12 protein-coding genes and 2 pseudogenes are annotated in these 22,237 nt (G+C 66.3%); 2 read left to right on the top strand and 12 right to left on the bottom strand.

The window, feature by feature from the left end:
* Window positions 1-55 precede the first annotated feature (55 nt).
* The 8 genes from KA354_19090 to KA354_19055 all read right to left on the bottom strand — a co-directional run bounded on the left by KA354_19090 (window position 56) and on the right by KA354_19055 (window position 15,783).
* Entirely contained in the window at window positions 56-2,257 is a 2,202-nt protein-coding gene (locus tag KA354_19090) for a DEAD/DEAH box helicase (protein MBP7936752.1), read from the bottom strand.
* A gap of 184 nt (window positions 2,258-2,441) precedes the next feature.
* The gene (locus KA354_19085) at window positions 2,442-5,483 is read right to left on the bottom strand and encodes a HEAT repeat domain-containing protein (protein ID MBP7936751.1); all 3,042 of its coding nucleotides are present in this window, start codon (window positions 5,481-5,483) and stop codon (window positions 2,442-2,444) included.
* Window positions 5,484-5,637: 154 nt separating this feature from the next.
* Entirely contained in the window at window positions 5,638-6,498 is an 861-nt protein-coding gene (locus KA354_19080) for a DUF4159 domain-containing protein (GenBank protein ID MBP7936750.1), read from the bottom strand.
* A gap of 3 nt (window positions 6,499-6,501) precedes the next feature.
* Window positions 6,502-9,054 carry a hypothetical protein gene (locus KA354_19075; protein MBP7936749.1) on the bottom strand — a complete coding sequence of 851 codons (2,553 nt, stop codon included), beginning with the start codon at window positions 9,052-9,054 and terminating at the stop codon, window positions 6,502-6,504.
* Between the two features lie 195 nt (window positions 9,055-9,249).
* Window positions 9,250-11,550, bottom strand: a complete 2,301-nt coding sequence (locus KA354_19070) for a hypothetical protein (protein MBP7936748.1) — start codon at window positions 11,548-11,550, stop codon at window positions 9,250-9,252.
* A 1-nt stretch (window position 11,551) separates the two neighbouring features.
* Window positions 11,552-13,705: a BatA and WFA domain-containing protein gene (locus KA354_19065; protein ID MBP7936747.1), complete on the bottom strand. Its 2,154-nt coding sequence runs from the start codon at window positions 13,703-13,705 to the stop codon at window positions 11,552-11,554.
* A 52-nt stretch (window positions 13,706-13,757) separates the two neighbouring features.
* Window positions 13,758-14,678, bottom strand: coding sequence for a DUF58 domain-containing protein (locus KA354_19060; protein MBP7936746.1), 921 nt, complete (start codon window positions 14,676-14,678; stop codon window positions 13,758-13,760).
* Window positions 14,679-14,760: 82 nt separating this feature from the next.
* Window positions 14,761-15,783 (bottom strand): MoxR family ATPase, encoded by a 1,023-nt coding sequence (locus tag KA354_19055; protein ID MBP7936745.1) that lies wholly within the window; start codon window positions 15,781-15,783, stop codon window positions 14,761-14,763.
* A 1,472-nt stretch (window positions 15,784-17,255) separates the two neighbouring features.
* Here KA354_19055 and KA354_19050 point away from each other — a divergent pair.
* Together KA354_19050 and KA354_19045 are read left to right on the top strand one after the other, a co-directional pair.
* A pseudogene (locus KA354_19050) lies at window positions 17,256-17,348 on the top strand (SEC-C domain-containing protein).
* 10 nt (window positions 17,349-17,358) lie between these two features.
* Window positions 17,359-18,243, top strand: coding sequence for a bifunctional 5,10-methylenetetrahydrofolate dehydrogenase/5,10-methenyltetrahydrofolate cyclohydrolase (locus KA354_19045; GenBank protein MBP7936744.1), 885 nt, complete (start codon window positions 17,359-17,361; stop codon window positions 18,241-18,243).
* Between the two features lie 462 nt (window positions 18,244-18,705).
* Here the strand turns inward: KA354_19045 and KA354_19040 are convergent.
* The 4 genes and pseudogenes from KA354_19040 to KA354_19025 form a co-directional block, all read right to left on the bottom strand.
* Window positions 18,706-19,509, bottom strand: a pseudogene (locus KA354_19040) (ParA family protein).
* A 240-nt stretch (window positions 19,510-19,749) separates the two neighbouring features.
* Window positions 19,750-20,667, bottom strand: a complete 918-nt coding sequence (locus KA354_19035; protein ID MBP7936743.1) for a Mu-like prophage major head subunit gpT family protein — start codon at window positions 20,665-20,667, stop codon at window positions 19,750-19,752.
* Window positions 20,668-20,791: 124 nt separating this feature from the next.
* On the bottom strand, window positions 20,792-21,547 hold the full coding sequence (locus KA354_19030) for a hypothetical protein (GenBank protein ID MBP7936742.1): 756 nt from the start codon (window positions 21,545-21,547) through the stop codon (window positions 20,792-20,794).
* Between the two features lie 83 nt (window positions 21,548-21,630).
* Window positions 21,631-22,237: hypothetical protein (locus KA354_19025; GenBank protein MBP7936741.1), on the bottom strand; the 607-nt coding region annotated here is incomplete at its 5' end.

Below are 22,237 nucleotides of genomic sequence, written 5' to 3'. Positions count from 1 at the left end.
ACCGCCCGCCCCGCGGAGAACCGAGCAGGACGCCCTGCGCCACTCCACCTCCGCATCACCCCGGCGTCAGCTTCCGCACCTCCGCCGCCTGCTCCAGGAACCGGTCGGTGTAGCGCGGATCGACCCGGCGGCAGGCCGCGGTGGCAAGCTCGGCAATACGCTGGTAATCCGGATCCTCGGTGTGGAGGTAGAACTCGCCGGCCAGGATAACCAGTCGCAGCAGGTGCCGCAGGATCAGCCCTTCCTGCTTGACCAGATCGCGGGACTTGACCAGCTTGTAGAAGTCACCCACCACGTCGGGCAGGGCCCCGCCGATCCACTTGGGCTGCACGAACACCGGTTCCGGAGCGGCCAGCCGAGCCTCGAACACGATCTTCAGCATCTCCGGAAACGTCGGCGGACGCTGCTCCTCCTCGGCCAGCAGCCCTTCGACTCCGTAGTCGTCGTCATCGTCGTCGGCCCCCGCATTGACCTGGGCAACAACCACACCCATCTGAATCAGCAGCGGCTCAATGACCTGAGTCTGAAGCGGACCGGGCGGCAAATCCTCCGGAATGCGCACGTGGCGCTCGATCACCGGCGGAACCTGGAGCACCGACTCCAGGGCCATGACCTTCTCCTCAAAACTGCTACGCACCAGTTGCTCGACCAGGAACATGCCGTACAGCGGATCCACGCTCCGGAAGCTGAGCAGCCTGTAAATGCTGTCGTCCAGGGTGACGCGATCGCCGTCCTCGGATCGGGTTAGGTAACCGAAGCCGGCCAGATTGTTGAGCATGAACCCGAGCTGCTCCTGCCAGCGCTCGATGTGCTCGACGGTCTCGAACCGCTTGGACAGGAACGAACGCACCGCCTGCTGCGCCCCGGTCTTGGTCAACAGGTAGCACAAGACCGGGTACGGGATCATCGAGCGGCTGTAGAGCCGGGCGGGCCCGGCCTCGATGAGCTGCTTGAACTGGCCCTCGTGCCAGTACTGCTCGGTCTTGCGGCGCGCGGGCTTCTTCCGCTCCAGCTCCTTGCGAGCCCGGAGAATGCCCGGATCCTTGGAGCGCGGGTCGATCTGGTCGAACTTCTTGTGCCACTTGGCCAGCTTGGCGTCATCTTCGTGGGCCACGACGAAAACGTAGCCCTTGGTGTCGAACTGCGGCCGGCCGGCACGCCCGAACATCTGATGGGCACTGCTCGAGGCCACCAGCTTCTTCTCGCCACGCTTGCCCTTGAGCAGAGTGCTCAAAACCACCGACCGGGCGGGCAGATTGACGCCCGCGGCCAGGGTCTCCGTACAGATCACAAACGGCACCAGCTTGCGGTTGAACAACTCCTCGACGATCTCCTTGTGCTTGGGCAACACGCCCGCATGGTGCACGCCCACGCCGCGAAGCAGCATCTGGCGCAGCTTCGGCCCCACCCCGTCCTCCAGATCGCCCCTGACCGTGTCCAGGTACGCCTCGATCTGCGTCCGGACGGCGGCGGTCACCAGCGACAAACCCTTCATCTGCTCCGCCACTTCCCAGCATTCGTCACGGTTGAAGCAGAAGACCAGCGCGGGCGTGCGGTTCTCGACATCGTCGGCCGAAACCATGGACAGCAGATGCTCGGTCAGAAGCTTGTCGCCGACCCAGACAAACTCGAGCGGCACACGACGCTCATTGGACAGCACCATGGTCAGGTCACGCTCGTGCTGCACGCGCAGCCAGCGGCAAAAGTCGTACGGGTTGCCCACCGTGGCCGACAGCAGCATGACCCGAACGTGCTTGGGCAGCAGAACGAGCGAGAGCTCCCAGACAACACCCCGCTCCGGATCGTTGAAGCTGTGAAACTCGTCCATGACCACCGCTCCCACGTCCACCAGGCCGGAAAGCGCGGTGTCCGTCGAGAGCAGATGGTTGAGCAGGATCTCGGCCACCACCACCCTGACGGTCGCGTCAGGGTTGACCCGGCGGTTGCCGGTGATGAGCCCGATGTCGTCGCGCGAGAATCCCCACCTCTCGGCCAGATCCTGCATCTCGCGAAACTTCTGGTCGGTCAGAGCAATGAGCGGCGTGGTGTAGTACAGCCGCTTGCGGGTGTGAAGGGCCTCGAAAACCGCCGCCTCGGCAATCAGGGTCTTGCCCATGCCGGTCGGGGCGCAGACCATGACCCCGCCGGCCGAACCGAACCACGCCAGCAGGGCCTCCTCCTGGAAGAGATAGAGCTCAAACCTCAGCGACTCGAGGAACTTCGAGCAGACTTCGTCACGATCCATGCCCGGTAGCATGGCCGCGATAGGCCGAAATGTCGAGAGATGTCGGCGATGCCCAAACCTTCAAGGCCGCCCACGGGAGCCGCCCTTCAAGCCCGGCTGCGGCAACCCGGAACTCCCCTGCCTGCGGCCGCTCCTCTCGGTCCACGACGCGCCGCCCCCGGCGCCCACCCGGGTCGCTATCACCGACCCCACCACGTCATCTCAACCAGTCCATGCCCACCTCGTCACGGATTCGGGCCCGCAGCGCCTGGATCTTGTCGCCGGGCGCCATGGTCTGGATCGTCCAGTAGAACTCGCGAACGGCGTTGTCGTCCTTCCTGTACCGGCCGTAGATCTCCTCCAGAAGCGGAACCAGCTGCTCGTTGTTGACCGCGGCCGCGGCCCGATAGACCAACCGCGTCCAGGCCTCGTCGCTCCTGGCATGAGCCCGCCAGTAGGAAACCAGGGGAGCCAGCCCCTCCGGCCGGCTGAACAGACTGACCAGATAACCCGCGTAGGCGGCCGCTTGCGGATCAGGATCGGTGAGCATCGGCCGCAGCATCGCCGCCCGGAGCGGCCTGGGCGGCTGAAGGCTGATCCTGCCGTTGACGTCGTACCCGGACTCTACATCCCCGGACCACGCCGCACTGTACAGCCAGATCCGGTTCCGCAGATGCAACAGGGCGTTGGGACCCAGACTCAGGTAGGCCAGGGCCAGGCGGCGAACCTCGACCAAGGGGTGCGTCATGTTGGCCACGGCCAGCTCTCTTGCACTCCCGCTCTGCCGACTCAGGAGCCACGCCTGAAATGCATCCGCACGGACATTGTTCGGAAGTGAAGCATCTTCGAACATCCTGCCGGCAACTTCACCGGCAACTTCGGGCCCAGTCCCCAAGAGCAGAGCCAAGGCGATCAACCGCTGCATGGGCGGGCCCGAGGCAACCTTGTCCTGGGCGACAATCGTCACGTATCGGCGCTGGGCCACCGGGATGGCCGGCGGGTCAAAGTTGTCGTCGCCGAAGTAGACTTTGACCAAGCCGATAAACGCCTGGGCGCCGACTTCGATATCGGCCGTCGGACTGGCCAGCAGGGCCCACAAAGGACCATCGGCATCGTCGTCCGGCACCTGGGCGATCGCCGAAACGAGGGCCGTGAGGGCCTCACCATCGGGCTTCATTTGCCGCAACTGCTCGAGGAACTCACGCCGCGCCTCGATCGGCAGCCAGGGCAGGATCGCAACAATGCGAGCGTAACCGGACTCGGTGACACGGACAGCGGCCAACAAGACCGGGAGGGCAAGGTCCTCCCGACCCAGCGCAACCAGCGGGCGGCAGGCAGCGACGCGCTCATCGACCTGCGGAGCCGCGAGCATGTTCTCCAACAAGGGAATCGTGGCAGTCATCCACAAGGGTCGGCTCCGGCCGGATCGCCACCCTGCGATCAAGGGATCCTCGATGGCCAAACTCTTGAAGACCCTCCCGCGGTCGTCAGGCTGAGTCCTGCCCGGCGGCGTCGGGGCAGGCTGAGTGTCGATGCCCCGAGCCGCACCTGACGGTTCGCTTCCGGAATCGGCGACCGCAGAGGCCTCCCCTGGATCCCATCTCGACGGCCCGCCCTGGCTGCCCAGAGAACAGGAGGGTCTTCCCACCGCCAGGAAGCACCGGTCCGAAGATAACCGGCGTGCATCCATGATCTGGAACAGCGCGTTGGCGGCGGCGATGCGAACCGGGCTCTCCGGGTCGGCCAGCGCAACCAGTATTTCCTTCTCTATCGCGTCGGAGGCAGCGCCACCCAGGCCGGCGATGGCCGCGGCTCGGACCGCGGGGTCGGCATGCGTGCAGAACGATCGGAGATGAACGACGGCCTTGCTCCTCAGGCTCGCGTCGCTCGCCAGGCCTGCCACGATCTCGGCGGCCAGTTCGGGATGAGCGCCCGCAGCTCTGACCAGAGGCTCGACCGCGGCCACTGACCCCGTTCCACGCAAACCGGCGACGGCCCGACTGACCACGAATCCATCCTGGTCCTCGAGCAGCCCGATCAGGGCTGCGTGCACATCGGCCGCCTCCGCACCGCTCATGCCCGAGGATCCAGTCGGCATGGCGCTCAGAGCCTCGGCAGCTTCGGCGCGCACCTGCCAGGCGGGGTTCTTCAGCAGGCTGATCAGGCAAGCGGCCGCCGCCTGGCTCCGGGCGGCGCGCAACGCTCGGACCGCGTGCACGATCAGATCGGGATCGGATTCGCCGGCCACATACTCGGCGATTGCCGAAACGAGGGATGCAGAGGGCTCTTCCGCCAACTGCTTGAGGACCGCGGCCCGAACGTTCGGCTCGGGGTCAGCAAGCAGTCGGACCCAAGCGTCAGCGGTCTGCGCACCGCCCATCTCGTTCAGCAGGCGAAGACCGATCTCGCGGACCAGGGCGTCCGGACCGCTGAACAACTCGAGCAGCAGGGACACGTCCGCAGGACCGGCGAAACGGCCAAGTTCCTCGGCCGCCCGCCGACGGGTGCCAGCGTCCATCGACGCCAACCGGTCAAAGCCCGATGGCCAGCGCAGAGCCAGAACATCGCTGGCCGCAAGTCGGTAGCGAAGCGCCGTCAGCCGCTCGCGGGCCTCATCGTCCTCCACGGCCCCGAGCCGGGCACAGACCTCAGGCAGCAGCACAACACCAAAGCGGGCCAGCCGCTCGCGAATCGCCTGGACCTCGGTCGGGCTCCGGGCTCGCATCAGATCGGCGAGGTCTCGGGCAACACTCGCCCGCTCCTCATCGCTCAGCTCGGCCGGCCGGCTGCCGGGCTGCTTGCCGGGCGCGGCCGCCCACTCACTGAGTGCCTTGAGAAGATCGTCGCTGAACGTCTCCGGGCGCCAGGGATCCATGTCCCCCACAGGCGCCTTCCACAGGACGAGCAGCTCCATCACCGCGAGCCGCACGGCCAGCCGCTCCCGGGTCAAGGCCTCGACCACCGCCACCGCGCTTTCCTTCGGATGAGCCGCAAGACGTCGAATGGCGGCTTCACGAATCACCGGGTCCCGGTTCCCGAGCTCCTGAACCAGGGAGGCAACGGCCTCGGCGCTCGGTGGTTCCGTTGAGGTGAGATCCGCCGACGGAGGCACCGATGCCTGCCCGTGCTGGTGCTGCAACCCGGCCACCAGCGCGTGGTCATCGATGTTTAGGCCGCAGGCAGGAAGGCGAGGTGACACCGGCCCGAACAACAGGCCCGTGCCGAGAATCACGCTGAAAACCAGTCGCCGCATCGCCATCGTCCCAGTTTCATCATCCTGCCGTCATCAACACATCGCACACCGCTTCGCGTCCCGCATCCTTGAAGCCGCACCGCGAGACGGTGATCGGCGACCGCGGACAACGCCCGAACCAGGCCCACTCGCCGGGGCCACACGGGGCCGGCACCCGCCCTTAGTACGCTAACGCATACCCGAGGATATTGACGTTGACCTGGAGCGCGTTGGTGATCTCGTTGCCGCCGCAGCAACAGCAACCCTGCGCGTGGGCCGTGTCGTTGAGACCTTCCTGCGAGTACAGAACACCCAGACGCCCGCGCACCACGATTCCCTCCAGTGGCTTCGGCAGACCCTGATGGGCGGTGAGCGCGGTGATGTCGTACACGGTGTGGAACACCGGGTGCTCCATCTCTATCACTTCCAGCGAGTTCTCCGGAAACACGCGGGCCAGTTCCACACGGAAGCAGCGATCCCATTCCGGCGATGAACAACCCGCCGACGCCAACAGGAAACCGCCATTCATCACGAAGGTCCGCAGATTCTCCCGTTCCGCATCGCCCAGCCCGAAGGGGCCCTCACCCGTCATGATCACCAGCGGGAAGCCGAACAGCTCGTCGGAATCGAGCTTCACCGCATGGAACCTGCGACTCGTCGAAATGACCGATTCTTTCTCCGCCTGAATCAGGAAGTGATCGGAGAAACACTTGCTGCTCCTGCTGCCCGCGTAGATGAGGTTGGCAACCTGCACGATGCTGTCCGGCTCGCCGCCAACCTGCTTCGGCTCGAGAACGTGCGCCCGGGCGGCAGGTCGGCTGGCCGCGGGACGGGTGGCTGACGGCTTGACGACCGCCGGTTGACCCGCGGTGGCTGGACGTGTCCCGGGGGCCGCCGGAGCGAGCCCGCGGCCGGACGACTGGGCATAGGAAACCGCCAGCCATCCGCCGCACAGACAGAACACCGTCGCCGCAAGACCGACCGACCGAAACGACGCCCGGGCCTGCCCGGCATTCCGTCGATTGGCGCTGTGTAATCCCATACCTCACCTCGATCTCAGAGCCGGCCGGCGGTCGGGCATTTCCTCGGCGATCCGCTCGAAATACTGACCAACCTTACGCCGATACTGAACCGGTACCGCCAGGAAACGATCGCCACCGGCCACGTAGTCCATCCCCGGTCTTTCACCGGGCGACGCAATCGCCTGACCCGAACTCGCCCCACCCACCTGCGTCGCATCGACCACGCGGCCGCGCCGTGATCCGCCCTGGGCGACGCTCGCTACGGCCGACAAGTCTCCGTACATGCCCATGTCCTGCAGCAGGCTGCGTTGAACGCTGTAACCGCTGCCGGCCACAGTCTCTCCCTGGCCCAGGGGGGAAAACCCGGCCTGACTGAGAAGCTGCTCGAGGGTGCTACCCATGCCGCTGGACAATGGGGGCCGGAACGTGAGACCCGTCCGACCCAACTGGCCCATGCCCCGGCCGCGGGCGATGAACCGGGCCATCGCCTCCTTCGCCTCGGTCGCCGCCCGATAGGCACAGGCGCCAGAGAAGCCCAGCAGGGCCGCCTGAGCCTCGGACATCGCGGGCAATACTCGACTGGCCCGGACGTCCTGAACGAACGCCGCGGCCGTCTCCCGCAGTTCGCCAAGCCTCTCGTCACCAGGCAGGGCGGTGATGCGATCCTCGATATCAATCAGCAAGCCGTACAGAGCATCGTGCACCTGTCCCTGCTCGACCTCCACATCGCGCATTCGAGCCCTCACCGCGACATCGGTCTCCCGCTCGTGATCCTTGAGGGCCGCCAGGCACTTCGTCACCTCGACCTGCCGTCCGTGGAGGGCGACGTACCGGGCCTCGCCCTCGATCAGCGGATAGACGGCCGCCAGGTACTCCAGCGGTTCGCTCGCTTCGGTGCCGATCACCTCGCGACCCGCACCGCACTTGCCGGCGGCCTTCCTGATCGCCTCCATCGCCTGGGCCACGCCGATGCCGGGCTCGCCGGCCGTCAACTCCAGTCCGCCCTGGATTCCGACCAGTCGCTCGAAGTCCGCCTGGGCGACGATGTGTATCCTCGCAATGGTGCTCTCGCCGACCTTGGCGCCGTCAGGATCATTGTCCTCCACCCGGGCAGACAGCCTGATCTCGTCCCCCGGAGCGAGTCCATGCGACGCCAGGCGAAGCTCGATCGTGTTCGACCATCGGGTCGGCACGCCGGACAGCGGCACGTCCATAGGCAGCGGGCGGGAGTCGTTCAGGCTCCGGAAGAGCTGTACACGCGAGATGCCGCAGTCATCCTCGGCGGCCAGCAGCAACGGTATCACCGCCGTCGGTGTGGCCAGCGACTCGGCCGGCGGGGCTGCCATCCGAATGGCCGGCCGCTCGTCCGGTACCACCGTCACCGGAACCGTGAACGCCTGCGACGACGATTGGCCATCGGTATCGGTGACGCATATCGCGAGCTGGCCCGAGGACAGAAGGGTGACCACACCGGTCACTTCGTTCGGATCCGCGGTGCGATCCAGACTCACCACCCGTGCCGGGGCCGACGCTGTCGAAGGGGTGATGAAATTAACCCTTCCGCCCGACAGCGGCCGGTTGCTCTTCGCCCACACCTGGATCCGGGTCCCCGGCAGCCCGCTAAGACCGCGCGGCGGCAACTCCCCTTCCTCGCTCGCCCGGCGGGAGTAGGCGGGCGGCGTGATTCTGAATCGAACCACGTCGAGCCGAGGCACCATCTGGATCCCAATGTCATACTGACGGCTCCGGGAACGGGCGGCGCGCACGTAGTAGCGCCGAGGACGGGTCAGATTGGCGAGGGTCGCACGCCACAAGCCGCTCGACTCGGGGAACATAGGCAACACCTCGGCCTCGGCCGAATCCACGGCGAGCAGCACGAGCTCGACCCGTTCGGGAACACCGCCGCGAGGGCGAACCAAGACATCCAGGCCCTGGCCATAGATCACCCGTGTCGTGCCCGGCAGCACCTCAAACCAAAGGGGCGAATAGGGCGGATGATCACCGTACGGATCGACAAACCGCAAGCCCTGCGTGCAAACCACCTGCGGCCACAGCAGACTCGCGGTGACGAGGCCGATGAGCAGCAACACGAACAGCCCTGCGGGACGGTGCAACGGCCGCGACGGAATGGCCTCGACCGCCGATACCCGACTCGCCAGCGCCGCAGCCCGATCGATCGCCATCTCCGCGAGCCCGGCGGTCAGCCCACCCGCCCAACGTGGGTCGCCCAAACCGCTGGTCCCGGTCCGCAACTCGGCCATGAGCTCCACACCAGTCAGAATCTCGCCCCCCGCACCCGCCACGGCATCCAGGCGACGAGCCAGCGAACAAGCCTCGCACCGCCGCCGCACTGCCCCTCGAATCAGGACCACCACCGCTGCGGACAGCAGCAGGGTGAACACCCATGAGCCGACCCGCACACGCGGGGCGAGTTCGAGCACCAGATCGAGCCACATCCACACCAGCAGCGAGGCGATCGCGGCGATCGCAGTCCAGACCGCTCCCGCGCCTGTCTCAATAGCCAGCAGGCGGCGCCGCAATCCCCGCAAAACCGCGGCCAGCGCCGAATGGGTCATGCCTTGTTCCTTCTCGAAGCGTTCACAGCCACCTCATACATCGCAGCTCTCGCACTGCGGCACGTCCCTCGAGCGCCGATCCCGAAACGCTCTCCCGCCACCGGCCGGACAGGGATCGGTGACCAACGAAAAAACCCGGGCAAGACGCCCTCACCGGTGCCATGCCTCCAGCGAACCCGAGCCCGGCCAACCGCGCTAGATCAGACCGCTGGATCGCCGCAGCCCCCAACTCGTACCCCAGAGAACCACGATCGCCAGCAGCACCCACCAGCGATCCCAGGCCGTTGTGCGACCCACGGCCACCGTCCGGGTCAGATTCTGATGCGCCCGGAAACGGGCGACGACTTCGTCCGGGCTCGCCTCTGTCAGGACCGCCCCTCCGCTCAACTCCGCAACCCGGGCCATCAGCTCCGGCCGGGCCTTCTGATCCAGCGGCTCGTCGACCGGATCCGACACCACGAAGATCGTCTCCGACCCGGCCCGGCCCCCAGCCGCCCTGCCGGCTCGTATCCGGTAACAGCCCGGCGACAGCCTGCCGAACACCACTCTGAAGACGTCCGGCTCGCCCTTGATCGCGACCGGCGTGAACGACCGGGCCTCAGCCTGACCCTCGGCCAGCAACTCGACGGTCGGGGTGGCCCCGGTGGAATCCCGAACACGCAGCAGCGCCGTGGCGACCTCCACCGTCGTGTAGCTCAGCTTCTCGGACCGGACGGCCAGGCTCTCCCCCGGCAACAGCCCTTCGCCGCAGGCAAGCCAGCGCAGCAGGCTGTGCCATAGGTTCCTGTAAAAACCCTCTTGATCCTGGTAGCGGCGCGGAAGAAACGCCCATCGCCACATGCCCGCCCCTTCAATCACCACCACCCGCCCGACACCATAAGGCTGATAACTGATCGCCGGTCGCCCCGACGCTTCCGCCCCTCCAGAAGCGGTGGCCAGGACCGAGGCCAGAGGCTTGGCCCGGGCAACCCGGGCGGCCATCACCAGGGCGGGAAGATCGGGCAGCTCGGCCGCATCCTCGCCAGCCCCTCCAACCGACAGCCAGCTGAAATCCCGCCCCTGATCGGTCAACTGCAGGTGAAACCGCGTTTCACCCGCCGGCAGCCATTCAACCGGCAGCAGCTTCGCCAACCGCTGGTTGACCTCGGCCACAGGACAACCACGCGAACACACCAACGCCCCGCCCTCGTGGGCAATCCAGTCACGCAGATTCTCCAGACCAGCCTCGCTGAGAAACGGTTCCGCGTCACGCCCCACAACGACAACCTGGTACCCCTTCAACCCCTCCGGACCCGCCAGCACCACGCCCCCGTCGTTCACCACCCGCCAGCTCCGCATCCGCGGAGCCGGAGCATCGTCCACCGGTCCAGATGCCGGCCCCGGACCCGCCGGCGGCCCGGCCGGCCTCGCCCGGTCGACCGACAGAACCTGCCACACGAAACGCTCGGGGCCGAGCCGAACCACACTGTCTAGATCCACCAGCGGATCCGAGGCCAGCGATCGCACCAGGAACTTGCCGTCCCAGTAAGGCTTGCCCTCTATGAACAAGACCCGGATCGGCACGCTGACCACGCGAAGCAGTCCGCTCCCGACGTTGTTCGCGGCCGTCGCCTCGCCCAGCAGAGGCTCAACCCGAACTTCATAGCGGTACAAGCCACTCTGCGGCCGGGTCACATCAAAACCCACTACCACCGGCTCCGAAGCGGCCAGCACAACCTCCTTCCGTTCGATCTCGGCCCCGTCCAGCCGCAGGGCAACCGCGGTCCGCGCTCCGACCATGCCCCGCTGGCGAACCCGGGCGGTGAGCGTCACTCGCTGCCCCGTGAAAGCCAGCTCCTGAGGTGACCATAGCTCTACCGAGAGGTCCCGGATATCGGCGTCGCCGCCGATCGTCCGGCAGTAGACCGGCACCCCCATGGCTTTCGCCCGCCGCGAACCGCCCAGAACCGCGTTCGCCCCCCCACCCGCGTTGTGAATGCCGTCGCTGATCAGCACCATCGCCTGACCCTGCGGGCACTCCTCGTCCAGGCCCGAGTCCAAGGCAAGCACCAGGTCGGTCAACGGTCCGTCGGCACGAGAAGAACCCGCAGCAAGAACCTCGATCGGCATGACTCGATCCGCAAACGCCCGCACCCGCACATCGAACCGGCCGGCCAGCTCCCTGGCCAGTCGGGCGGCCAAAGCCACACCTTCGTCGTAACGACTCTTGCCCCCCAGCGCGTCCACCGCGGCCATGCTCGCCGAAGAATCCACCAGCACCGTCAACAGCGGCTTGCCCTCCGGCGGCGGCACTTCTTCCACCCAGACCGGATTCAGCAGCAGGGCAAGCACCACACCCAAGCCGCCAGCCATCAGGGCCAGCATGCAAACCCATCTCCGCCGGCTCATCGAAGCCGGACGAGCCGACCCGTACCACCCCAGCAGAACAACGCCCAGCGCCACCAGGGCGAGCCAGAGCCAGCCAGATAACAGCGGTTCCGTACTCAAAGTCACCATGTCACGTCCGCATCACCCTCAGAACCACCAGCTCGAGCAGCAAACACCCAACACAGGCCGCCGCCAGCCACACCCAGATGAAATCACGCCCGTCATCCTCGCCCGCCGCCGAACACACCTCGATCTCGCCCCCCGTCGACAAACCCTCCTTGATCGAGGCCACATCGAGACATCGCAGATCACTCTCGGCAGCCGGAATCACCGAGGCAAACGCCAGACAGGCCGCATCGCCGCTCTCGATCCGAAACACGCCCGGCCCGCCGACGGCCGGAGAACGGTAGACCACGCCATCACCCTCGGCCACGAGGCCTCCCGGTTCGGTTACCCCGGCCGGGGCAACCACCCGCAGAGCCCTCAACCCGGCGAACTCCACCGGCAGGACCACAGACGCCGGCTCACCACACAGCAGATCGTGACCCTCGCTCCGGCTACCTACCAGCCAAGCCGCCAACTCATGCAGCAACGGCACGAACACCGGAGAGACCGGCAGATTCGAAGCCGCCAGATCCACGTTCAGAACCGCCAGACACGAGTCCCCTCGACTCGCAACCGCCAGAAATGCCGTACCATCGTCGTAACGCCCCCACACGTCATCAGCCAGCCCTCCCTCGATCACCCGCGTGTCCAGACCGCCCGAGAACCGCAACGGGGCGATCGCAGCCCGAACATCGTCCCCGTAGAGACTGAACGCGGCGGAGTCCAGGCGCACGTCCGCCAGTTTGAGATCCCGGCGCGGACGACCCGCGGTCGGCGGTAGAAACTCGACCGGCATGCGCAGGCCCCCCCCGACCGCCTCAACCAGCAGCTTCAGGTTGACGGCGTCCACGGCCTCGGCCGCCACATACACCAGCGATCGGCCGCGACGCATGTGCGACGCCAGCAACTCAACGGCCTTACCGACCAGCCGCCCCGGATGGGCAACAACGACCAGATCGGCCGGGGCAATGCCCTCCAGGTCAAGCTGCCCGGGATCACACCGAACCACGCGTTCGCCCTCAGCGCCCCCGCCCCCCACGCTGGGAACGAGAGCTCGCTCCAGGTAATAGCTCGCCGTGGCATTCACCACGTTCCGCTGGCGAGTCACCAGGGCGTAGATCGTCGGAGCGCGAACGGCCAGCACAAACGGCCGGATGTCGTCGGCCGGCAGGGCGTCGTCGATCCCGACCAGCCGGACCTCACCCGCCTGCCAGCCGTCCGAAGCCGGCACCACCCGGGTCGACAGCACCGTTCGGCCGAACGCCGGGCATGAACCGGACGCCCGACCGGTCGCCCCGGCAACCGTGATGTCCGCCTGAACCTGGCGCGGCCTGGGCGAGAAATTGCCCACCTCGACATCGACCTTGATCTCCGCCCCGCGCTCCACCCGCCCTGGACTGCTCACCCCCAGCACCGCCAGGTTGCCCAGCACCCTCGCCGGCGCAACCGACTCCATCCGCATCAGCGTATCCGCGGGCAACAGCCGAAGATCCGCCTCTGCCCAGCTGGTCTTCTGAAAATCACTGACCACCACCAGTTCGCGCCGCGGAACACCGGCTTCCGCAACCTGGCCAAGCATCTGAGCGGCCATGGCCAGCGCGGCCTGGATGTTCAGCCGTTCCGGGCGGGGCCGAGTCCCAGCCAGCGCGTCCCTTAAGGCGGCCACGTTGGCCGACGGCCGCTCAAACACCCCCTCCGGCCGGCCGCCGGCCAGGATCAGATTCGCCCGCAAGCCCTCGGCGTACGCCAGATACTTCGCCGCCAGCGGACGAGCTCTCTCGAAAACCTCAAAGCTCCCCTCGCGGGCGGACATGCTCTCGCTCACATCCACAATCACCACCCGCTGCCGGCTACCACCCCAATCGGAGGTATAAAGAGACTCCAGCCTTGGGCCCCACAGGGGCCGAGCCATAGCCATGGCCAGCAGCACCACCGCCATCACCCGAAGACCCAGAACAAGACCATCACGCAGCCGGTGAACCGCTCGCCGCTGACGAATCGCGCCGCGAATGAAACGCAGCCCCGAGAACGGCAGTCGGACCGGGCGCGGCCGGCTCAGCCAGTGAATCAACACCGGCAGCCCGACCGCCAGCACACCCAACACCACCGCCCACGGATGAAGCACCACCAGCCCTCCTCGCCCAGAGCCGCCCGCGATGAGCAGGACACCACAGGCCATCGGTCGACCATCCGACCCTAAAAAAACCCGCTCCACGCCTCACCAGCCAGACCTACGAGCTCCGCTCCACCAGGAACCCGCCCAGCGTCCGAAGATACGGCACCACGGTCGAAACCCGCCGGTAATCACACCCCCCCGCCAGGGCCAGCGTGCGAACCGCCGCCGCGTAGGCCGCAAAACGCTCTTCGTATAACCCGCCTATCTCCGCCGGCGAGCAGTCCACCTGGCCCTCATCCTCCAGCCCGACGAACCGATACCCCAGACCCTCTGGCAGCCTCTCTTCGTCTGGGTCAACCAGATGAAGAACCACAACCTCCCAGTGCCGATGCCGGAACAGCCGGACCGAGGCGAAGACCTGCTCGAGATCGTCCACCAGAAAATCACTCATCACCACCAGGACACCCCGGGACACCACACGGCCAAACAGCTCCCGCAAACCCGTGGCCAGATCGGTCACCGGACGCGTCTCGATTCCCTCGATCGCTTGCTGAATCCCGGCCGCGTGAGCCGGAGTCGAACCCGGCGGCACGTACCCCTCCAAACCCTCTGCCAGGAGGGCCAAACCGACCCGATCCCGCTGGCGAGCAATGATGTGACTCAACGCCGTCGCCAGGTATTGGGCGTATTCCAGCTTCGAGCCGCGCACACCACCCGACCCCCAGCCGGCGAAACGCATCGACCCACTGGCATCAATGGCCAGCGTGCACGCCAGATGGGTCTCATCCCGGTACAGGCGCAAGTACGCCCGCCCGGTCCGGGCAAAAACTTTCCAGTCCAGCCGACGGAGATCCTCACCCTCGACGTACTCACGGAAATCCACGAACTCGCCCGCCCCACCCTGTCGGCGGGAGGGATGACGGCCACTGTAGCTGCCTTCAATCCGGTGCCGGGTCGAAAACCGAAGATGATCCAGGCACGCCAGGGCTCGCAAGTCCAGAAACCGACCCACCCATGTTGCCCGAATGCCGTCCATACCGCCGCCCCAGACGCATGGCCGCGAGCCCACCCCAGCCAACACCGCACGATCAAGGCTACCCCCCCCGATGCGAACGCCCTCAACCAGAACCTCCGGCCCGCGGCACTACCTCCAGCAGATGCCTGACGATGTCCTCCGTCACAACCCCGTCGCCCACCGCTCGATGGTTCACAATGACCCGATGGCGAAGCACCGGGAGCGCTACCGCCTGCACATCCTCAAGCGTCGGAGCGGTCCGACCCATCAACAGCGCCCGGGCCTTGCTCGCCCAGATCAGATTCTGCGAGCCGCGCGGACCCGCACCCCAGGCCACGTAACCCCTGACGAAACCATCCGCGCGCGGATCCGTCGGCCGGCTCGCCCCGCACAAGCTCACGGCGTAGCCGGCAACCCCCGCCGATACCGGCACCGCCCAAACCAGATCCCGCAGTCCGAGAAAACCCGCCCGGTCCAGGACCGGCGTCGGCAGCCCCGGCTGCCCACCAGTGGTCTTCATCACAATCGCCACTTCCTGATCCGGCGGCGGATAGCCGATGCGAATCTCCATCATGAACCGATCCAGCTGGGCCTCCGGAAGAGGGTAAGTCCCTTCCTGTTCGATCGGATTCTGCGTCGCGACAACCAGGAACGGCTCCTCCAGGCCATAGGTCTTGCCCCCCACGGTGACCTGCTTCTCGGCCATGGCTTCCAGCAACGCCGACTGAGTCTTCGGCGCCGCCCGGTTGATCTCATCCGCCAGAACCAGATTGGCAAACACCGGACCCGGCCGAAAAACCATCGCAGGCGTACCCCCCTGACTCTCACGCCCCAGAAGCTCATAGCCGGTGATGTCCGCGGGCATAAGGTCCGGAGTGAACTGGACGCGGGCGTACTTCCAGTCGAACGTCGCCGCCAGAGCCTTCACCATCAGCGTCTTGGCCAAGCCCGGAACGCCGACCAGCAGGGCGTGAGAGCCGGTCAACGCACAGGTCAGCAGCAGATCAACCGTCCTCTCCTGACCGACCACCACTTGATGCAGACTGCCCCGGATGGTTTGGACCTGACGGCTGAACGCCTCCACTCGCCCACGGGCGGCGTCAACTCCTGCAGCCTCGCTGTGCATCGGCCATATCCCTTCTCAGGAAGCCTCACTGTCAACCATCGCGACACAACGGAAGCCCGGCTCCGCGGTCGGCGCCAGGGAGCACGCCAGCCACACAAGACGCCGCCCCCGGGTCCAGACCATGAGCATACCAGATTACCGCCCCACACAGTATCTCACGTGAGCCTGACAGATCGTACGCGGCTATCGCAAAGACACACCCCGCAGGTAATGCCTCGATCCCGGAATCGTCGCCGCCGCCTCCACAACCTGCAACATGCGGCCGGGCCTCGGCTTCCGGCCCGCGCGCAGATCTTGACAACCCTCTCCCTCACCCCGGCGACATCCAACCCCAGCATGGATTGCGCCTCGGCTGAAACGCCCGCCGCCTTGGCATGCGGGCCTGCCACGGGTACGGTACACGCACCATTCGGCGGGATCGACCCGTGGCCACCAGCCGTGGTCAACGCGTCCGAGGACCACTCCCAGCCGTTTCGAACGCGGCCGGGCCGGCGGACTTGTGTGCGTCATGCAAAAATGGTCCAATCCGCCCATCGGGTTGAGCATAGCTGTAGCGAGATCGTTCCATGGAGGACCGTCATTCAGACTTGCCTTGGTCGTCGCTGGCCATGGACGGCAAGGACGTTCCCTGGAACGACCTTCACGCCCTGGCCAACGCCGCCGTCTTCTCCGATGAAGTCCGCCTCGAGCTGCTCCGCCGCGGAACGGAGGAATTCGACTACGTTGAAGGCGCAGGAGAACGCGAGGAGCCGGATCTGACCATCCTGGGGGTTCTCGCGGTCATCGCCCTCGGCGCCGAGCGTTTCAGCGAACCCGCCAGGCAAGACTTCGCCCGGCAGCTCCTCGAATGGCTCAACGACGCGGGCGATATCGATGACGACGCCATGATGGAGGTCATCGTCCAGACCACCGGTCGCCTGGGCCCCCCCATCCTAGAACCTGTCATGCAGGCGATCGAGAGCCAGGGCACTCGGCTGCAATGCTGGTTCCACGCTTTCCATCTCCTGGATGTCGCCGAACAGGCCGATCCACCCACACGAGCCTCGGTCATCCGATTCTGCCGCAACATGCTCCGCCAGCTCTTCACCCGCCCCCATACGGAGACCGACCTCGCCGGACCGGCCGGCGTACTGAGCGACCTGGGCGACAAGGACTCCCTCCCGTTTCTCCGCGAGATCCTCCGTCGCACCGACAATCCGGACATCGCCGACGTGATCGAGCAGCTTGAAGGCAAAGCCGAGCCGCTCCCCGAGGACCTCGTCAAGTCATGGATCACCCCGGTGGAAAAGTGGCTGCCCGAATCCTGGGAATCCTGGCGCGACTGGTGGAAGACCGAGTTGCCCGACTTGCTCCAGGATTGGGAGGACGCTGAGGAAAACGGGATCGGCGACGACTTCGCAGACGAAGAAGGAAACGACCAGGACGAAGAGGAAGTCGACCCCCTCACCGATGAGGATCCGCCCACCGCGCCGATCCGCGATTCGCAGCCGAAAATCGGCCGCAACGACCCGTGTCCCTGTGGAAGCGAAAAGAAGTACAAGAAATGCTGCGGGCGGCTCGCCTGAAAGGACCTCCATGACCGCAACCCTCATCGACGGCAACCAGGTGGCGGAAACGATCCGCGCGGAGGTGCGCCGCCAGACAACGGCCCTCGCCGCCGAAGGCCGCAGGCTCAAGCTCGCCGCCCTGCTCGTCGGCGAGCCCGCCGCCAGCCTGGTCTATGCCCGCTCCCAGGAAAAACAATGCCAGGCCATGGGTATCGACTATCTGCTCAGCCGCCTGCCCGCCGATTGTGATGCCAGTTGCGTCGCCGACCGAATCCAGGACTTCAACCAGGACCCCGGCATCACCGGCATCATGCTCCACCTCCCCCTCCCCACCTGGATCGATGTCCACGATATGCAATACCGCATCGACCCTTACAAGGACGTCGAGGGCGTCAACCCCGCCAACATCGGACTGGTCTTCTACGGCCAGCCGATCATCGCCCCCTGCACCGCCCTCGCGGTCGTCGAGCTGGTCCAAACCCTGAACATGCCCCTCCGTGGCATCCACGCCGTCGTCGTCGGACAAGGCGCCATCGTCGGCCGCCCGATCAGCGTCCTCCTCGCTCAGAAGGACGCAACCGTCACCGCCTGCAACGAACACACCCCCGACCTGGCCGAGTACACCCGCAGGGCCGACCTCCTCGTCGTGGCCGCGGGCAAGGCCGGCCTCATCACCGTCGATCACGTCAAACCCGGCGCCATGGTCATCGACGTCGGCATCAATCGAGTCAAGGGCAGTGATATCAACGGCAACGAGGTGTCGCGAACCGTCGGCGACGTCGACTTCAGAGCGGTCCGCGAAGTGGCCGGGGCCATCACCCCCGTCCCCGGCGGCGTCGGGCCGGTCACCGTCGCTATGCTCATGCGCAATACCGTCGAAGCTGCCCGCAAACAGGCGATCCGCAAGCCGTGAACGCCAAGACCATAACGCAACAGCACCCCGCCACCAGAAGCCCGCGGGCAGGTACCCCTCAAACTACACCCTCGGCGTAGACGAGGGCACCGGCTCAATCGCTTCCGTCTTCACCGCCGGCTCAGGTCGGACACGCCTCGGCCGTCGCTTCGGCTTGACCGCCTCGGCTCCCAGCGCGTCCGGGTGCATTGGCTCCGCCAGGGCAGCCTTCACCCCCGAGAGCGCCGCCGCGCCCGCAGTCGCCGGGGCCACCGGCGACGGAACGGCAGCCGCCGGCACCGCCGCCCCAGCAACCTCGGCCTTGGGTCCGCCAGCCGCGCACTCCTCCTTGACGCTCGCTACCCTCGACGGCTCAATCCCACCACTCGATACCGGGGACAGAGCCCGCCCCGCCTTCGCCTGCTTGTCAGCGACCGGCGACTCCACCCCCGCGGTCGCCGTCACACCAACCCGCTCCACCTTGCCGTCGATCTCGGCGGCCAACTCCTCGTAGTCCTTCGCTCCGTTGCTGTCCGGGGCATAGTCAAAAATGCTCTGCCCGTGGCTGGGAGCCTCCGCCAGCTTGATGTTTCGGCGAATCACACTCTTGTACAGCCGGGCCGAAGACCAAGGCATGTTCGCCGACTTCGCCGAGTCCAGAAAAGCCCTCACGTCGTCCACCACCTCGGCCGCCAGCTTGGTCCCGGCTTCGTACATGCAGATCACCACCCCCCCCACCTTCAAGCCGGCGTTGATCCGCTTGCCCACCAGCAACACGGTCTCGAGCAGCTTGCTCAAACCCTGCAGGGCCAGATAGTGCGGCTGAAGCGGAATCACCACCTCCTGGGCCGCACACAGGCCGTTGAGCGTCAACACACCCAGCGACGGCGGGCAGTCAATCAGAACATAATCGTACTTGCTCGTCTTCGGGTCCTTGTCCAGCCCGACATGCTGGTCGAGCAGGTCGCGCAGAATCACCTCCCGCCCCACGACGCTCACCAGCTCGACCTCCGCGGCCGCCAGGTCAATGCTCGACCCGACCGCCCACAAGTTGTTGGCCACCTTCACCCGGCACTTGGCTATCGAGGTCAACCCAGTGAGCAGCTCATAGGTGCCCGGGCGACCGGCAGCAGGATCCACACCCAGGTGAAGACTGAGGTGGCTCTGCGGATCCAGATCGATGACCAGAACACGATGCCCGGCGCGGGCCAGGGCCGCCGCGACGTTCGCCGTTGTCGTCGTCTTGCCCACACCACCCTTCTGATTGATCACCGCAATGCGTCGCATCGGACCTCCTCCCCGACGGGCGCCAGCGGCCCCGGCAGGCTGCTCTTCATTCCCCACCCTCGTGGCAAGCGGCGTCATTATATGAACAGAGGACCACTCAGGCCAAACCCTATCCCCCCATCTTCCCCAACCAACAGAACCGCGGAATGACCGAGGCGAGGCGGCCAATCCCCCCAACCCGGCCGCTCTCGCCATCCGCCATCCCGCGTGTATCACCCGCCCTCGGCCGTCACCCGCCGATCACGTGAATGTCGTCCGCACCGCGTACTGCCAATACCCGTAGGCCATGCGGTACCGGGCCCGCACACCAAACAGCAACTTCTCACGCTTGAAACCTTCCTCGCTCTCCTCCGCCAGGGCCCCAAACTCGACCGGCTCGCGATCCTGGAAAATGAACGGCCGGACCACGCCATCCGTCTTGAGCAGATACCACACCGTGGCCGACGTCAGCCAGGGCAGGGCAATCACCCGAGCCGCACCGGCCATGACATTCGAGGTCTGATTGATCACCGTCGCACTCACCGCCTCCATCGCCGTGAACAGCATCGGCGGCGGAACCACGCATACCATCCCGTTCATGCCCACCGGCAACGGCTCGCCTTGATCATCCTTGAACGACAGCATGGCCGCGATCGCCTGCCTCAGGGCGCCTTTGAACTCGTCGGTCGTCGGCAGATTGTCGGCGGCCGCCGCAGCGTAGGTCACGTCATTGTCCTGCGCCCCCGATCCTCCCGAGATGTGACTACCACTGAAAAATGGTACCCCGTCGTAGCCGTGAAACCCCGGGCCCGCACCGCTGGTCAGGAGCTGCCCGATCAGAAAATCCTTGTGCGTCGCCGCCCGCCGGGCCAGTTCGCCGATCCGCACCCGAATCTGCCCGGTCTGGTCATCGGCAATCTCGTCACGGTCCACTTCAATCGTGGCCTCGTACTTGAGATTCTCCACCGAGTATCGCTCCGTCCGAAGCCCCTTGGCCAGCCGGCCGTTGCCCCACTCCCGCATCCGCGGAACCGTCCCCAGCCAGCGATACGTCTCCGCGTCCGAACTGGACACAATACGCGTCGCCAGATCCTGGTAATACACCACCGTCTTCTCGAAGCGATCGAAAAACTCGCTCCGCAGCCCCTTGGTCAGCAAGCCCGTGTTGATCACCGCCATGTGTGACGTCCTTTCGTGTTTCCTGGCCGATCTGTCATCCGCGACCGAAGACGCCCGCCGCCCTCCAATCCTGAGCCGCCGACGGCTTCCTCGATCCACCCTCCGTCCTCGATCCTCAGCGGTTTCAGGCGATCTTCTTGGCCACCACCACCCAACCCGCCCCATCGCAGAAAACGGTCACCGAGTCGCCGTTCGAGTCCATCTCGGCGTGCGTCGCCGCTCCGTCGATCAGCTCGCCGCCGCTCGGATCGATGGTCAAGAGACCGGAGGCTCCACTCTTGATGAACGTGCACCAGGCCCCGGCACCCGCCGTCGCGACCGCAGGCAAAACGAGCACCCCCGCCGTCGTACCCGTCACCAGGATCACGCCTCCCAGATCGCCAGCTCCAACCACCATGCTCGCGGCACTCGCCTTGATCACCACCTTGTGCTTGATGCCCGCCGAAACCAGCTCGCCGGTCATCACCCCGCCCGCCAGCGGCGTCGGCGTCGTCTGAATCCGCAGCAGGATTAAGTTGCTGCCGCATACTTCCAGCTGGAAACCAACAAAACTGTTCCCCGCGGCCGTCGCCGTGAGGGCGTTGTCCGCAGAGGCATAAACCGCCGAACGGTTGCCCGTCCGCGAGGCGCCCGCCAACACGTGCTCAAAATCCCCCATCGTGAATACCCGAACCGCCCGCCCACCGTCGCCACCCGACGCGTTGTCCCTCTCCTCATAGGCGATCCCGGCGAATGAATCACCCGCCAGGAGCGGCCGGACGTGCCCATTGTTCCATCCCAGAAACGCACCCTTGTAGATGCGCGCACCCGCTCGCACCGGCAACGCACGCAGTTCCTGGTCCACGTACCGATCCAAGTCCCGATTGGCCGTCAAAGGCATCGCCCACAACCTCCTTCTACCTGACCACGACGGACAGCACCCGCCATCCCGTTCGTCCCCCTCCTCCCCCGCTCCCCCATTACTCACCAATCGCCGGAACCGCTACCTCCAAAAGCATCTCTCAACGCCTCACCCACCCAGGCCTCCTCGCTGGTCAGCAAAGCCAGGCTCGGATCCGACCGAAACACGGCCCGCGCCGAGGCGGCGATCGCTTCCCGGTCCCGCCCCCATTCCACCTTCGAACGCGGCGGATCGGTCCGCCCGGGAACCACCACCTGCGGCGCCGTCGCCAGCCACCCCTCAAAACCCGCCGGGTCTTTCATCGCCAGCGACATCGCCCACTCACGCTGCGCCGAAACCAGACGACCACTCCGCATCGCCCCCAGAACCCGCTCACTGGCCTCACGAAGCAGGGACTCCCGGGCCAGCAGGCTCAGCCGCTCCTCGGCCGCAACCAGAACCGCCTCCACCTCACTGTCCGAGGCCAGTCCAAGCTGAACCCGAAGACCCGCCAGACTCGCCTCCGCACGGTTCACGATCGGCTGCATCCCCGCGATCGCCGGCTTGTTCGTCAGGGCCGCCGAATGAAGGGCAACCACCCGCCGGTCAGCCTTCCGGACCATAACCACCGGCGAGAGGTAACGATACTCCTTGGCGGCAAGCTTCTCACGCCCCCCCACCGTCCATTCC

This window comes from Phycisphaerae bacterium, assembly GCA_018003015.1.
In the GTDB taxonomy this organism is placed as follows: Bacteria; Planctomycetota; Phycisphaerae; order UBA1845; family PWPN01; genus JAGNEZ01.
The sequence above is the reverse complement of the archived record's forward strand: the minus strand, read 5'-3'. Positions and strand labels throughout refer to the sequence as shown.

Bases quoted from the DNA above. Each gene is read 5' to 3' on its own strand.
- KA354_19090 (MBP7936752.1), bottom strand. From the start codon at position 2,257: ATGCTACCGGGCATGGATCGTGACGAAGTCTGCTCGAAGTTCCTCGAG.
- KA354_19085 (MBP7936751.1), bottom strand. From the start codon at position 5,483: ATGGCGATGCGGCGACTGGTTTTCAGCGTGATTCTCGGCACGGGCCTG.
- KA354_19080 (MBP7936750.1), bottom strand. From the start codon at position 6,498: ATGGGATTACACAGCGCCAATCGACGGAATGCCGGGCAGGCCCGGGCG.
- KA354_19075 (MBP7936749.1), bottom strand. From the start codon at position 9,054: ATGACCCATTCGGCGCTGGCCGCGGTTTTGCGGGGATTGCGGCGCCGC.
- KA354_19070 (MBP7936748.1), bottom strand. From the start codon at position 11,550: ATGGTGACTTTGAGTACGGAACCGCTGTTATCTGGCTGGCTCTGGCTC.
- KA354_19065 (MBP7936747.1), bottom strand. From the start codon at position 13,705: ATGGCCTGTGGTGTCCTGCTCATCGCGGGCGGCTCTGGGCGAGGAGGG.
- KA354_19060 (MBP7936746.1), bottom strand. From the start codon at position 14,678: ATGGACGGCATTCGGGCAACATGGGTGGGTCGGTTTCTGGACTTGCGA.
- KA354_19055 (MBP7936745.1), bottom strand. From the start codon at position 15,783: ATGCACAGCGAGGCTGCAGGAGTTGACGCCGCCCGTGGGCGAGTGGAG.
- KA354_19045 (MBP7936744.1), top strand. From the start codon at position 17,359: ATGACCGCAACCCTCATCGACGGCAACCAGGTGGCGGAAACGATCCGC.
- KA354_19035 (MBP7936743.1), bottom strand. From the start codon at position 20,667: ATGGCGGTGATCAACACGGGCTTGCTGACCAAGGGGCTGCGGAGCGAG.
- KA354_19030 (MBP7936742.1), bottom strand. From the start codon at position 21,547: ATGCCTTTGACGGCCAATCGGGACTTGGATCGGTACGTGGACCAGGAA.